Below are 13,072 nucleotides of genomic sequence, written 5' to 3'. Positions count from 1 at the left end.
GAACCTGTGACCCATGAGACTTCTCGTACGTGAGCGGCTGTTCGCCATCGGTGACGACTACTGGATCGAGGACGACGGGGGCCGGAAGGTCTTCCTGGTCGACGGCAAGGCGATGCGGCTGCGCGACACCTTCGAGCTGAAGGACGCCGACGGCCGGGTCCTCGTCGAGCTGCGGCAGAAGCTGATCAGCCTGCGGGACACGATGCTCATCGAGCGGGGCGGCGAGGAGCTGGCCAAGGTCAAGCGCAAGCGGCTGTCGCTGCTCCGCAACCACTACCGGGTGACGCTGGTCGACGGCACGGAGCTGGACGTCAGCGGCAAGATCCTGGACCGCGAGTTCGCCATCGACTACGACGGTGAGCTGCTGGCCCAGATCTCGCGCCGCTGGCTGACCCTGCGGGACACGTACGGCATCGACGTCGTCCGGGACGACGCCGACACCGCGCTGCTCATCGCCGTGGCGATGTGCGTGATCGTGCTGGCGGACAAGGACAACGAGGACTGAAGCGCCCGCCCGCCCGTGGGAGTTGCGCACTGTTTCACGTGAAACGTCGGGCCTCTCGCGCACAGCTGCTCGGGAGGCTCCCGGGCAGCCCTCAGAGCGGCGGCGGCGCGAGCCCCAGACGGCGGCCCTTCAGCGCCGGGAACTGCTCCCGCGTCGCCCGCACCTTGTCCGCGTCCAGCTCGACGGTCAGGATCTCCTCGTCCGCGCCCGCCCGGGCCAGCACCTCGCCCCACGGGTCGACGACCATGCTGTGGCCGGCCTGCTGGACGTCGGCGTGGGTGCCCGCCGTCCCGACGGCCAGGACGTACGCCTGGTTCTCCACGGCGCGGGCCTGCGCCAGGAGCGTCCAGTGGGAGCGCCGGCGCTCGGGCCAGCCCGCCGCGACGATCAGCGTCTCGGCGCCCGCGTCGACGAGCCCCCGGAACTGCTCGGGGAAGCGGAGGTCGTAGCATGTGGCGAGGCCCAGGGTGGTCTCCGGCAGGGCGACGGTCACCAACTCCTCGCCCGCGCCCATCATCACCGCCTCGCCCTGGTCGAAGCCGAAGCGGTGGATCTTGCGGTAGAAGGCCGAGCGCTCGCCCTCGGGCGAGAAGACCAGGCTGGTGTTGTAGAGGGTGCCGTCGTCCGCGCGTTCGACGAAGGATCCGGCGTGCAGCCAGACACCGGCCTCGGCCGCGGCCTTCGCCATCACCTCGTGCGTGGGCCCCTCCAGCGGCTCGGCCTCCGCCTCGAAGGCGGTGTAGGCGAACGCCCCGACCGGCCAGAGTTCAGGAAGGACCACCAGGTCAGCGCCCCGCTGGGCGACCACCAGGGAAGCCGCTCGCACCCTGCGGGCCTCGACGGATTCGTCCGGGTCTACTGCGATCTGGATGAGGGAGGCGCGCACACTACCACCGTCCTGGCATTCAAGCCGTCAACACGGGCCTACGATCGTCACACGAAAGCACTGCCGGGGTGCCTGCTCGCAGCGTAACTTAGCGGTCGAACCTCCCACGCAGCTCGCCGACAGCGCCGTCAGTGCCCGCCCACCCGCCAGCACTCCCTGCTCTCCTAAGCCCATGCACCGCAGAACCGCACGAGGGGTCCCGTGACCGTCCATCCCAGCCTCCAGACCTACGCCGACGCCGCGACCCACTCCATCGAGGCCATAGCCGAGCTGGTGAAGCCCCTCGCCGAGAGCGAGTGGAACCGCCGTACGCCCTGCCCGGGGTGGTCGGTGCGCGACATCGTGTCGCACGTCATCGGCATGGAGTGCGAGATGCTCGGCGATCCCCGGCCGATCCACACCCTGCCGCGCGACCTCTACCACGTACAGAGCGACTTCGCCCGGTACATGGAGATGCAGGTCGACGTCCGGCGGCACCACACCTCCCCGGAGATCACCGCCGAGCTGGAGTACGTTCTCATCCGCCGGGCCCGCCAGCTCCGCAACGAGTCACGCGCCCCCGAGACCACGGTCCGCGCCCCGCTGGGCACCGAGCAGACCCTCGAAACGGCGTTGCACCTGCGGGCCTTCGACGTCTGGGTGCACGAACAGGACCTGCGCGCGACGCTCGGTCAGCCGGGCAACCTGGACTCCCCCGGCGCGCTGATCACCCGGGACATGCTGCTCGCCGGGCTGCCGAAGGTGGTCGCCAAGAGCGCGGGAGCGCCCGCCAATTCGGCGGTCGTCTTCGACGTGCACGGCCCGGTGGAGTTCCTGCGGACGGTTCGGGTCGACGCGGAGGGCCGCGGTTCGATCGACGGCGCGCCGTCGCTGGGCCCCGCCGTGACGCTGTCGCTGGACTGGGAGACGTACGTCCGGCTCGCCTGCGGCCGGGTCCGTCACGCGGCCGTCGCCGACCGGATCAAGGTCGAGGGCGACCAGGAGCTGGCCACCGCGATCCTGGACAACTTCGCCGTGACCCCGTGACTCCGTTACCCCGTGGCCGCTTCACCGGGTACGTGCCCGCGCCCCGGGGGGTCACGCGGGCACGTGCGCGGGAGGGCTACGCAGGTACGTGCACGGCCTCGACGCGGCTGACCACGTGGTGGTCGCGTTCCCTGAGCGCCGCCCGGCGGCGCAGCCGCAGGATCTGGGTGACGCCGAGCGCCTCCAGGACGAAGACCGAGGCGAACGCGACGCGGTAGTTGTCGCCCGTGGCGTCCAGCAGGACCCCGACGGCGAACAGGGTGGTCATCGAGGCGACGAACCCGCCCATGTTGACGATTCCCGACGCGGTTCCCTGACGCTCGGGCGGGTTGGCCGGCCGGGCGAAGTCGAAGCCGACCATCGAGGCCGGTCCGCAGGTGCCGAGCACCAGGCACAGGACGACCAGCAGCCACATCGGCGTGTGGTCGGCCGGGTAGAGGATCGCGGACGCCCAGAGCAGGGCCGTCGTCGCCACCGTGCCCAGCGCGATCGGGACGCGTGCCTCGTGGTGGCGGGCGATGATCTGCCCGTAGACGAGCCCGACCACCATGTTGGACAGCACGACCAGGGTGAGCAGCGTGCCCGCCGTGCCCCGGCTCAGCCCCTGCGCCTCGACCAGGAACGGCATGCCCCACAGCAGCAGGAACACCATCGCCGGGAACTGCGTGGTGAAGTGCACCCACATCCCGAGCCGGGTCCCGGGCTCCCGCCAGGCGGCGGCGATCTGCCGCCGGACGTACGCGGCCCCGGCGTGCTCGGCGGGCGGCGGCTCGTGGCCCTCGGGGTGGTCCTTGAGGAACAGCAGGAGCGGCACCAGCACCACGACGCCCGCCAGCGAACTCCCGACGAACGTCGTGGTCCAGCCGTAGCTGTGCAGCGCCCGCGCGATGAACAGCGTCGAGACGAGGTTGCCCGCCATCCCGAACAGCGCCGCGACCTGCCCGATCAGCGGCCCGCGCCGGGCCGGGAACCAGCGGCTGCCGAGCCGCAGCACGCTGATGAACGTCATCGCGTCGCCGCAGCCGAGCAGGGCGCGTGCCGCCAGCGCCATCCCGTACGAGGGGGAGAGCGCGAAGCCGAGCTGCCCGACGGTGAACAGGACGACCCCGATGGTGAGGACCCTCTTGGTGCCGAGCCGGTCGACCATCAGCCCTACGGGTATCTGCATGCCCGCGTAGACCAGGAGCTGGAGGATGGAGAACGTCGAGAGCGCCGAGGCGTTGACGTCGAACCGGTCGGCGGCGTCGAGTCCGGCGACGCCCAGGCTCGTACGGAAGATGATCGCGACGAAGTAGACGGCGACGCCGATGCCCCAGACCCAGGCGGCACGCCGGCCGCCGGGCGGGTCACCGGGCAGGGAGAGCGTGGGGGCGGCCGAACTCACCGGTCCTCACCCCGCACCAGCACCCGCACCCGGCCGACATGGCGGCGCACGACCAGGGCCGCCCCCTCGGCGTCCCCGGCCCGGATCGCCTCCAGCAGCTCACCGTGCTCGGTGATGTTGGCCTCGATCCTGCCCGGGTGGGCCTCCATCACCGCGACGCCCATCCGCAGCTGACGGTCGCGCAGCTGGTCGTAGAGGCGCGAGAGGATCTCGTTGCCGGCGTTCTTCACGATCTCGGCGTGGAAGCAGCGGTCCTTGACGGCCACCGCCGCCAGGTCGCCGGCCTCCGCCAACTGCCGCTGCTCCTCCAGGAGCTGTTCGAGGCGCTCGATCAACCGCGGCGACGCGGGGACCGCCTTGCGCGCCGCGAACTCCTCCACCAGCAGCCGGGTCTCGACCACGTCCTTGATCTCCTGCGCGGAGACGGCGAGGACGAGGGCGCCCTTCTTCGGGTAGAGCTTGATCAGCCCCTCGACCTCCAGCCGCAGCAGCGCCTCGCGCACGGGCGTCCGCGAGACGCCGACCGCGTCCGCCAGATCCCCTTCGGTGAGCAGCGTCCCACCCTCGTAGCGCCGGTCCAGAACGGCTTCCTTGATGTGCGCGTAGACCCGCTCGGCGGCGGGCGGGCGCTTGAGGGAGGAGGGAGTGGGCCGGACGGGGGCGGAGGCGGCGGCAGGCATGCGCACAGCATAGATACAACATGCACGCATAAGGAGCGGCGTCCGGATTCTGGACCTCTGGAACGACCGGAGGTCCTCATGGTTCACGCTTCCCTGAATTCAGAGATCGCTGTACTGTCACCCCATGCTGACCGTCGCTTCCGACATCGAGGTGCTCGCGCGGTTCGGCCGCGCGCTCGCCGACCCGATCCGCTGCCGCCTGCTGCTCGCGCTCCGCGAGGCCCCGGCGTACCCCTCCGACCTCGCCGAGGCACTCGGCATCTCGCGCACCCGGCTCTCCAACCACCTGGCCTGCCTGCGCGACTGCGGCCTGGTGGTCACCGTGCCGGACGGCCGCCGGACGCGTTACGAGCTGGCCGACGAACGGCTCGGCAGCGCGCTGGGGGACCTGCGCTCCGCGGTGCTGGCCGTCGAGACCGACCGCACGTGCCCGGACGCGGAGACGAAGGGCTGCTGCTGATGACCGCGCTCTCCCTCGGCCCCTCCCCGGCCCGCCGGGACGCGCTCACCCGCCGGATACGGCTGCTGGTCGCCGTCACCATCGCCTACAACGTCATCGAGGCGGTGATCGCCCTCACCGCCGGAACGATCGCCTCCTCCAGCGCGCTGGTCGGCTTCGGCCTGGACTCCGTCATCGAGGTCTCCTCCGCCGCCGCGGTCGCCTGGCAGTTCTCCGCCCGCGAGCACGCGGTGCGCGAGACCCGGGAGAGGACCGCCCTGCGCATCATCTCCGTATCGTTCTTCGCGCTCGCCGCATACGTCGCCGTCGACGCGGTCCGGGCGCTGACCGGGACCGGCGAGGCCGAGCCGTCCCCGCTCGGCATCGTCATCGCCGCGCTCTCGCTGGCGGTCATGCCGTTCCTGTCGGCCGCCCAAAGGAGGGCCGGGCGCGAGATCGGATCCGCCTCCGCCGTCGCGGACTCGAAGCAGACCCTGCTGTGCACGTACCTCTCCGCCGTCCTGCTCGTCGGACTGGTCCTCAACGCCACGCTCGGCTGGTCCTGGGCCGACCCGGTCGCCGCTCTCGCCATCTCCGTCATCGCGGTCAAGGAGGGCCGCGACGCCTGGCGGGGCAAAGGCTGCTGCGCACCGGCCAGCCAGGGTCAAGGCTGCGGAAAATCACCCGTTCGGTAACGCATCCATTGCCCCGGCCCAGGAGTCTCACCACCGAGCGGCACCCATATGTGGCCGCACATCAGGGGCATTTGGAGCGTTCACTTGAAAATCGGCATCAAGCGCATAAATCGCGTCACCGTCACGGCCACCGTGACGCTCACCGCCGGTGCGGTGCTCGCGGGCAGTGCTTTCGCCTCCACGGCACACGCCGCCGCGCCACCGGCTCCGAAGATCGTCGCCAAGGGCGGCTTCGTGATGAACGACGGCACCGGGAAGACCCTCTTCACCAAGTCCGCCGACACCCGCCGGGCCACCGGCTCGACCACGAAGATCATGACGGCGCTGGTCGTCCTGTCGCAGAAGAACGTGAACCTGAAGTCCAAGGTCACGATCCAGAAGGCGTACAGCGACTACATCGTCTCGAAGAACGCCTCGTCCGCCCGGCTGATCGTCGGCGACAAGGTCACCGTGGGCCAGCTCCTCTACGGCCTGATGCTCCCCTCCGGATGTGACGCCGCGTACGCCCTGGCCGACAAGTTCGGCTCCGGCAAGACCCGTGCGGCCCGCGTGAAGTCGTTCATCGGCAAGATGAACTCCACGGCGAAGAGCCTCAAGCTGAAGAACACCCGCTTCGACTCCTTCGACGGCATCGGGAACGGCAACAACTACTCCACCCCCCGTGACCTGACGAAGATCGCCAGCAAGGCCATGAAGAACTCCGCGTTCCGCACCGTCGTCAAGGCGAAGTCGACGAAGCAGAAGGTGACCACGAAGAGCGGTGGCTACCGCTACATGTCGTGGACCAACACCAACAAGCTGCTCAGCAGCTACAGCGGCGCGATCGGCGTCAAGACCGGCTCCGGCCCGACCGCCAAGTACTGCCTGGTCTTCGCGGCCACCCGCAAGGGCAAGACGGTCATCGGCACCGTGCTCACCTCGACCTCCGAGGCCAACCGCACCGCCGACGCGAAGAAGCTGATGGACTACGGCTTCAAGAAGTAACGCGGAAAGCGGTACGCGAAGGGGCCCTGCCCGCACGGTGTGTGCGAGCAGGGCCCCTTCGCGTACGCGCTGCGGGTAAACCCGTCACGCCCAGGTGATCAGGCGCTTCGGCTGCTCCAGGATCGCCGCCACATCGGCCAGCACCTTGGAGCCCAGCTCGCCGTCGACCAGGCGGTGGTCGAACGACAGGGCCAGCGTGGTGACCTGACGCGGCTTCACCTTGCCCTTGTGGACCCACGGCTGGAGCTTGATCGCGCCGACCGCCAGGATCGCGGACTCGCCCGGGTTGAGGATCGGCGTACCGGTGTCGACGCCGAAGACGCCGACGTTGGTGATCGTCACCGTGCCGCCCGCCATCGCGGCCGGGGAGGTCTTGCCGTCCCGGGCCGTGGTGACCAGTTCGCCCAGGGACGCCGCGAGCTGCGGCAGCGTCTGGTCGTGCGCGTCCTTGATGTTCGGCACGATCAGACCGCGCGGGGTGGCCGCCGCGATGCCCAGGTTCACGTAGTGCTTCTGCACGATCTCCTGGTTGGCCTCGTCCCAGGCGGCGTTGACCTCGGGGTTCCGCTTGATCGCGACGAGGAGGGCCTTGGCGATGATCAGGAGCGGGTTGACCCGCACCCCCGCCATGTCCTTGTCCTCCTTGAGCTCGGCCACGAGCTTCATCGTGCGCGTCACGTCGACCGTGACGAACTCGGTGACGTGCGGCGCGGTGAACGCGCTGCCGACCATCGCCTGCGCGATGGCCTTGCGGACGCCCTTGACCGGGATACGGGTCTCGCGGGCGGAACCCACGGCGGCCCGGGGTTCGGTGGCGGCCGCCGCCACCGGCTCGGCGGCCGGGACCGCCGCGGGGGCCTCGGCAGCGACCGGAGCCGCCGCCGCGTGGACGTCCTCGCGGGTGATGATCCCGTCCTTGCCGGTCGGGGTGACCGTCGCCAGGTCGATGCCCAGGTCCTTGGCCAGCTTGCGGACCGGCGGCTTGGCGAGCGGACGGCCACCCGGCACACCGGCCTGTGCCGGCACAGCGGGAGCAGCGGCGGGAGCAGGCGCCGCGTGTCCGTTCAGCTCGGCCTGCACCGCCGCCGCGACGGCGGCGGCCTCCGGAGCGGCGGCCGCCCCCTTGCGCGGGCGGCGCTTGGTGGAGGACTCGGCGACCCCGTAGCCGACCAGGACCGGCGTGCGGCCCTTCGGCTCGGCCTCGGCCTCCGGCGTCTCCACCGGCTCCTGGACCGGAGCGGCGGCCGGAGCGGGCGCGTCGCCGCTGCCCGGGGCCACGTCGATCGCGATGATCACCTGGCCGACGTCGACGGTCGTGCCCTCGGGGAAGCGCAGCTCGTGCACCACCCCGTCGAACGGGATCGGCAGCTCGACGGCCGCCTTCGCGGTCTCGACCTCGCACACGACCTGGCCGTCGGTGACGGTGTCGCCGGGCTGGACGAACCACTTGAGGATCTCGGCCTCGGTCAGTCCTTCGCCCACGTCGGGCATCTTGAACTCACGGAAGCGAGCAGACGTTTCGGTCATCGTCGTCACGAACCCTCTCCTCAGAACGCCAGCGAGCGGTCGACGGCGTCGAGCACCCGGTCCAGGCCGGGCAGGTACTCGTCCTCCAGCCGGGCCGGCGGGTAGGGGACGTGGTAGCCGCCGACCCGCAGCACGGGGGCTTCGAGGTGGTAGAAGCAGCGCTCGGTGATCCGGGCGGCGATCTCCGCGCCGGAGCCGTAGAAGACGGGCGCCTCGTGGACGACCACGACCCGGCCGGTCTTCTCCGCCGACGTCTGGACGGCGTCGAAGTCGATCGGGGACATCGAGCGCAGGTCCAGGACCTCGATCGACTTGCCCTCCTCCTGGGCGGCCGCGGCCGCTTCCAGGCAGACCTTGACCATCGGCCCGTACGCGACGAGCGTGAGGTCGCTGCCCTCGCGGGCGGTCACGGCCTTGTGCAGCGGGCCGGGGATGGACTCGGTGTCGACCTCGCCCTTGTCCCAGTAACGCCGCTTGGGCTCGAAGAAGATGATCGGGTCGTCGCTCTGGACGGCCTGCTGCATCATCCAGTAGGCGTCGCTCGCGTTGGACGGCGAGACCACCTTCAGGCCCGCGACGTGCGCGAAGAGCGCCTCGGGGGACTCGCTGTGGTGCTCGACCGCGCCGATGCCGCCGCCGTACGGGATCCGCACGACGACCGGCAGCTTGACCTTGCCGAGCGCGCGGGCGTGCATCTTGGCGAGCTGGGTGACGATCTGGTCGTACGCGGGGAAGACGAAGCCGTCGAACTGGATCTCGACGATGGGGCGGTAGCCGCGCAGGGCCAGGCCGATCGCCGTGCCGACGATGCCGGACTCGGCGAGCGGGGTGTCGATCACCCGGTCCTCGCCGAAGTCCTTCTGGAGTCCGTCGGTGATACGGAAGACCCCGCCGAGCTTGCCGACGTCCTCGCCCATGATGAGGACCTTGGGGTCGGTGTCGAGGGCGAGGCGGAGCGACTCGTTGAGCGCTTTCGCGATGGACATCTTTTCCACGGCCATGGCTACTTGCCCTCCTCGGCAGAGTCGGCGAACGATGCCTGGTAGGCGGCGAACTGGGCCCGCTCCTCGTCCACGAGGGAGCTGCCGTCGGCGTAGCCGTGCTCGAACAGGGCCATCGGGTCCGGGTCGGGCATCGCGCGTACCGCTTCCCGTACCCGCTTGCCGAGGGTCTCGCTCTCCTCGTCCAGCGCGGTGAAGAAGGCCTCGTCCGCGAGCTTCTCCTTCTCCAGGTACGCGCGCAGCCGCAGGATCGGGTCCTTGGCCTCCCAGGCGGCCCGTTCCTCGTCGGCCCGGTACTTCGTCGGGTCGTCGGAGGTGGTGTGGGCGCCCATCCGGTAGGTGAACGCCTCGACGAGGGTCGGGCCCTCGCCGCGGCGGGCCCGCTCCAGCGCGGAGCGGGTGACGGCGAGGCAGGCGAGGACGTCGTTGCCGTCGACCCGGACGCCGGGGAAGCCGTAGCCCTGGGCGCGCTGGTAGAGCGGCACGCGGGTCTGGCGCTCGGTGGGCTCGGAGATGGCCCACTGGTTGTTCTGGCAGAAGAAGACGACCGGGGCGTTGTAGACCGCGGAGAAGGTGAACGACTCGGCGACGTCGCCCTGGCTGGAGGCCCCGTCACCGAAGTACGCGATCACGGCGGAGTCCGCGCCGTCCTTGGCGACGCCCATGGCGTAGCCGGTGGCGTGCAGCGTCTGCGAGCCGATGACGATCGTGTAGAGGTGGAAGTTGTTGCTGTTCGGGTCCCAGCCGCCGTGGTTCACGCCGCGGAACATGCCGAGCAGATTGGTCGGGTCGACGCCGCGGCACCAGGCGACCCCGTGCTCCCGGTAGGTCGGGAAGACGTAGTCGTCGTCGCGCAGGGCCCGGCCACTGCCGATCTGGGCGGCCTCCTGGCCGAGCAGCGAGGCCCACAGGCCCAGCTCGCCCTGACGCTGGAGGGCGGTCGCCTCGGCGTCGAAGCGGCGCGTGAGGACCATGTCCCGGTACAGGCCGCGCAGCTCGTCGGCGCTCAGGTCGATGCTGTAGTCCGGGTGCTCGACGCGCTCACCCTCGGGCGTCAGCAGCTGTACGAGCTGGGGCTCGGAACTCTGCGGCTTCTTCGCGGCGCTGGTCCGCTTACTGGCGCGTCGCGGTTTACGCGCGGCGGCAGTGCTCTCCACGGTCACGTGCGTGCTCCTCCGTCGGTCCGGCCCCCGGGGTCTGCCGGGAACCAGTGCGGCTCGCCTGAATCCGACAGCCGTGCACGGGGTGGGTGCCGGTCAGCCGGGATCAGGCGTGACAGGTGCCCCGGCGAGCGCCCTGTCATAGGCACGTTACCCAGTGCATCGCATAACTGCGAAACCCTATCTGACCTGCGATTTTGCTTGGATTTCCAAGTAAATCGAAAAAATCGCGAAGCTCTGCTGGTCAGGGCACTGGAAACAGCCTTGCAGGCCGCCGGAACAACGGCACGTTATCCCGCGGATCAGCGCCAGGGAAGAGCGAAGGGGAGGCGAGTATGTGAGACTGCGACCGTGCGCGAAGATGGAAAAATCACGGTATTTCTGCTCGACGATCATGAAGTCGTCCGGCGTGGCGTCCATGAGCTGCTCTCCGTCGAGCCAGACATCGAGGTGGTCGGCGAGGCCGGCACGGCCGCGGACGCCCTGGTGCGGATCCCGGCGACGCGGCCCGATGTGGCGGTGCTCGACGTGCGGCTGCCGGACGGCAGCGGGGTGGAGGTGTGCCGGGAAGTCCGTTCCCAGGACGAGAACATCAAATGCCTGATGCTCACCTCGTACGCCGACGACGAGGCGCTTTTCGACGCGATCATGGCGGGCGCGTCGGGATATGTGCTGAAGGCGATCCGCGGCAATGAACTGCTGAATGCCGTACGGGACGTGGCCGCCGGAAAATCCCTGCTGGACCCGGTGGCGACCGCCCGGGTGCTGGAGCGGCTGCGCGACGGGGGCAGCGGCAAGGGCGACGACAAGCTCGCCGGTCTCACCGAACAGGAGCGCAAGATCCTGGACCTGATCGGCGAGGGCCTGACCAACCGGGTCATCGGGGAGCGCCTGCACCTCGCCGAGAAGACCATCAAGAACTACGTCTCCAGCCTGCTGTCCAAGCTGGGCATGGAGCGGCGTTCGCAGGCCGCCGCGTACGTCGCGCGGCTCCAGGCCGAGCGTCGCTGAACTCCGACCCGCCGCGGGGGACTTTGGTCCCGGGCCACCCGGGGCAGGGGACTCTTACGCGGCCCCTACGCCCGGGGGGACAGTGGAAGCCATGTCCTTCGACTCCCACGGCTCCCGCCACGCACGCCGCGCGGTCGGCACGATCGAGCGGGCCGACCCGATCGAGCTGCTCGGCCGGGTCCCGTACGGCCGTCTCGCGACCAGCATGCGGGCCCTGCCGTTCCTGGCGGTGGCCCGGCACATCGTGAGCGACGGGCGCATCCTGCTGCGGATGCACCGGGGTTTCGGCCACCATGAGGCGTGCGACGGGAGCGTCGTCGCGTACGGGGCGGACAACTACAACGACGCGGCCTCCGGCGGCGGCGGCAACCTGTGGTCGGTGCAGTTCACCGGGCCCGCCGAGATCGTGCGCCTCTGCCCCGAGCAGGAGGAACTGTTCGGCGAGGCCCCGGTCAGCGTCAACGGGGAGCCCTACGCGCCGGCCTATCTCCGGGTCGATCCGCACTTCGTCACGGAACACGTCCTCGACTTCGCCCAGGCCCTCGGCCCTAGCGCACCGGTGGCGTGACCGCAAGTCCGCGAACCGGACACGCAGAGTGATCTAACATCTGGTAAGTGCCGCGCTCATATGTCACTCGCCCACCTGTTCCCCCGGTCGGCGAGGTGCTGCGCCGTTACCCGGGCGTGGGCGAGCCGCTCGCCTGCGAGCCGATCACCAAAGGCCTGCTGAACCACGGGTACCGCGTCTCCACCACGAGCGGCTCGTACTTCCTCAAGCACCATCTCGACAAGAAGCACCTGGACGACACCAGCGGCGAACGCGCCGCGATCGTGCGCCAGCACCGCGCCACCCAGCGCCTGCAGTCGCTCGGCGTCCCCGTCGTCCCGCCCCTGACGGACACCCGGGGCGACACCGTCACCGTGATCGGCGAACGCTGCTACGCCCTGCACCCCTGGGTCGACGGCCTCCACCGGGTCGGCGCCCAGCTGACCCTGTCCCAGTCGCGCCGGCTCGGAACGCTTCTCGGCACCGTGCACACCGGCCTGGAGCAGGTGATGGCGCCGCGCGACGGCCCGCGTCCCGCGAGTCCTCCCGCCCGGCCGGGGCACCACAGCCCGGACGCCGCCGACACCTTCGCGCTGATCGACGACCTGCTGGCCGCCGCGCGCGGGCAGGGCGACCGGAACACCCCCCGCGACGCCTTCGACGAACTCGCCGTCCACCGGCTCGTGGAGCGCCGCGCCCTGCTCGAACAGCACGCCCACCGGCGCCCGCCCACTCCGGACGGGCCCGCAACCGGCTGGGTCCACGGGGACTTCCACCCGCTGAACCTGCTCTACCGGGGCGCCGACCCGGTCGCGATCGTGGACTGGGACCGGCTGGACGTACAGCCGCGCGCCGAGGAGGCGGTCCGGGCGGCGGCGATCTTCTTCGTCCGGCCGGACGGGGAGCTGGACCTCGCGAAGGTGCGGGCGTACGCCCGCGCGTACCGGCGGGCCGCCGGGGCGGGGTCCGTGGAGCTGGCGGCCGCGGTGCACCGGGTGTGGTGGGAGCGGCTCAACGACTTCTGGATACTCCGCTGGCGCTACCGCCTGGACGACCGCAGGGCCGACCCGCAGTTCCCCGCGGTGTCGGCCCTGGCGGTGTGGTGGACGCGGGAGTACGAGGCGGTGTGCGCGGCCTTCACGGAGTGACGCGCGCGGCCTGCCCCGACGGCCGGCCGGCCTTCCCGGACCGGAGCGTGGTGCGACACGCAGGAGCCCGGCGCGCGCC

At 70.6% G+C, this 13,072-nt stretch carries 14 protein-coding genes; 8 read left to right on the top strand and 6 right to left on the bottom strand.

Annotation, left to right across the window (positions count from 1 at the left end):
* Window positions 1-13 precede the first annotated feature (13 nt).
* Window positions 14-505: an LURP-one-related/scramblase family protein gene (locus ACFWRV_RS32480; RefSeq protein ID WP_384339503.1), complete on the top strand. Its 492-nt coding sequence runs from the start codon at window positions 14-16 to the stop codon at window positions 503-505.
* Between the two features lie 91 nt (window positions 506-596).
* On the opposite strand, the gene ACFWRV_RS32475 is transcribed toward ACFWRV_RS32480, so the two are convergent.
* Complete coding sequence (locus ACFWRV_RS32475) at window positions 597-1,391, bottom strand: carbon-nitrogen family hydrolase (protein ID WP_384339502.1); 795 nt, start codon at window positions 1,389-1,391, stop codon at window positions 597-599.
* A 201-nt stretch (window positions 1,392-1,592) separates the two neighbouring features.
* Between ACFWRV_RS32475 and ACFWRV_RS32470 the strand changes: the two genes are divergently transcribed.
* A complete protein-coding gene (locus ACFWRV_RS32470; RefSeq protein WP_384339501.1) occupies window positions 1,593-2,417 on the top strand; it encodes a maleylpyruvate isomerase family mycothiol-dependent enzyme in 825 nt (274 codons plus the stop codon).
* 76 nt (window positions 2,418-2,493) lie between these two features.
* Here ACFWRV_RS32470 and ACFWRV_RS32465 read toward each other — a convergent pair whose 3' ends face one another.
* Window positions 2,494-3,801 (bottom strand): nitrate/nitrite transporter, encoded by a 1,308-nt coding sequence (locus ACFWRV_RS32465; protein ID WP_384339500.1) that lies wholly within the window; start codon window positions 3,799-3,801, stop codon window positions 2,494-2,496.
* The gene (locus ACFWRV_RS32460; RefSeq protein ID WP_384339499.1) at window positions 3,798-4,481 is read right to left on the bottom strand and encodes a GntR family transcriptional regulator; all 684 of its coding nucleotides are present in this window, start codon (window positions 4,479-4,481) and stop codon (window positions 3,798-3,800) included. The genes ACFWRV_RS32465 and ACFWRV_RS32460 overlap by 4 nt, the downstream gene beginning before the upstream one ends.
* Window positions 4,482-4,605: 124 nt before the next feature.
* On the opposite strand from ACFWRV_RS32460, the gene ACFWRV_RS32455 reads away from it, so the two are divergent.
* The 3 genes from ACFWRV_RS32455 to ACFWRV_RS32445 all read left to right on the top strand — a co-directional run bounded on the left by ACFWRV_RS32455 (window position 4,606) and on the right by ACFWRV_RS32445 (window position 6,599).
* Entirely contained in the window at window positions 4,606-4,941 is a 336-nt protein-coding gene (locus ACFWRV_RS32455) for a helix-turn-helix transcriptional regulator (protein ID WP_103507320.1), read from the top strand.
* Complete coding sequence (locus ACFWRV_RS32450; RefSeq protein WP_384339516.1) at window positions 4,941-5,615, top strand: cation diffusion facilitator family transporter; 675 nt, start codon at window positions 4,941-4,943, stop codon at window positions 5,613-5,615. The genes ACFWRV_RS32455 and ACFWRV_RS32450 overlap by 1 nt, the downstream gene beginning before the upstream one ends.
* A gap of 84 nt (window positions 5,616-5,699) precedes the next feature.
* A complete protein-coding gene (locus ACFWRV_RS32445) occupies window positions 5,700-6,599 on the top strand; it encodes a D-alanyl-D-alanine carboxypeptidase family protein (RefSeq protein ID WP_384339498.1) in 900 nt (299 codons plus the stop codon).
* A gap of 84 nt (window positions 6,600-6,683) precedes the next feature.
* Here the strand turns inward: ACFWRV_RS32445 and ACFWRV_RS32440 are convergent, their stop codons facing one another.
* From ACFWRV_RS32440 to pdhA, 3 genes are read right to left on the bottom strand one after another with little or no spacing between them, the layout of a single operon-like run.
* Window positions 6,684-8,135 carry a dihydrolipoamide acetyltransferase family protein gene (locus ACFWRV_RS32440; RefSeq protein ID WP_384339497.1) on the bottom strand — a complete coding sequence of 484 codons (1,452 nt, stop codon included), beginning with the start codon at window positions 8,133-8,135 and terminating at the stop codon, window positions 6,684-6,686.
* An 11-nt stretch (window positions 8,136-8,146) separates the two neighbouring features.
* Window positions 8,147-9,127, bottom strand: coding sequence for an alpha-ketoacid dehydrogenase subunit beta (locus ACFWRV_RS32435; protein ID WP_384339496.1), 981 nt, complete (start codon window positions 9,125-9,127; stop codon window positions 8,147-8,149).
* A gap of 2 nt (window positions 9,128-9,129) precedes the next feature.
* Window positions 9,130-10,290, bottom strand: coding sequence for a pyruvate dehydrogenase (acetyl-transferring) E1 component subunit alpha (gene pdhA, locus ACFWRV_RS32430; protein ID WP_384339495.1), 1,161 nt, complete (start codon window positions 10,288-10,290; stop codon window positions 9,130-9,132).
* Window positions 10,291-10,638: 348 nt separating this feature from the next.
* Here pdhA and ACFWRV_RS32425 point away from each other — a divergent pair, with 348 nt between their 5' ends.
* The 3 genes from ACFWRV_RS32425 to ACFWRV_RS32415 all read left to right on the top strand — a co-directional run bounded on the left by ACFWRV_RS32425 (window position 10,639) and on the right by ACFWRV_RS32415 (window position 12,993).
* Window positions 10,639-11,298 carry a response regulator gene (locus ACFWRV_RS32425; protein ID WP_384339494.1) on the top strand — a complete coding sequence of 220 codons (660 nt, stop codon included), beginning with the start codon at window positions 10,639-10,641 and terminating at the stop codon, window positions 11,296-11,298.
* Between the two features lie 91 nt (window positions 11,299-11,389).
* Window positions 11,390-11,866 carry a pyridoxamine 5'-phosphate oxidase family protein gene (locus ACFWRV_RS32420; protein ID WP_384339493.1) on the top strand — a complete coding sequence of 159 codons (477 nt, stop codon included), beginning with the start codon at window positions 11,390-11,392 and terminating at the stop codon, window positions 11,864-11,866.
* Window positions 11,867-11,961: 95 nt separating this feature from the next.
* The gene (locus ACFWRV_RS32415; RefSeq protein ID WP_384339515.1) at window positions 11,962-12,993 is read left to right on the top strand and encodes a phosphotransferase; all 1,032 of its coding nucleotides are present in this window, start codon (window positions 11,962-11,964) and stop codon (window positions 12,991-12,993) included.
* Window positions 12,994-13,072: the final 79 nt, after the last annotated feature.

This window comes from Streptomyces sp. NPDC058576 (assembly GCF_042718715.1).
Taxonomy (GTDB): domain Bacteria; phylum Actinomycetota; class Actinomycetes; order Streptomycetales; family Streptomycetaceae; genus Streptomyces.
The sequence above is the reverse complement of the archived record's forward strand: the minus strand, read 5'-3'. Positions and strand labels throughout refer to the sequence as shown.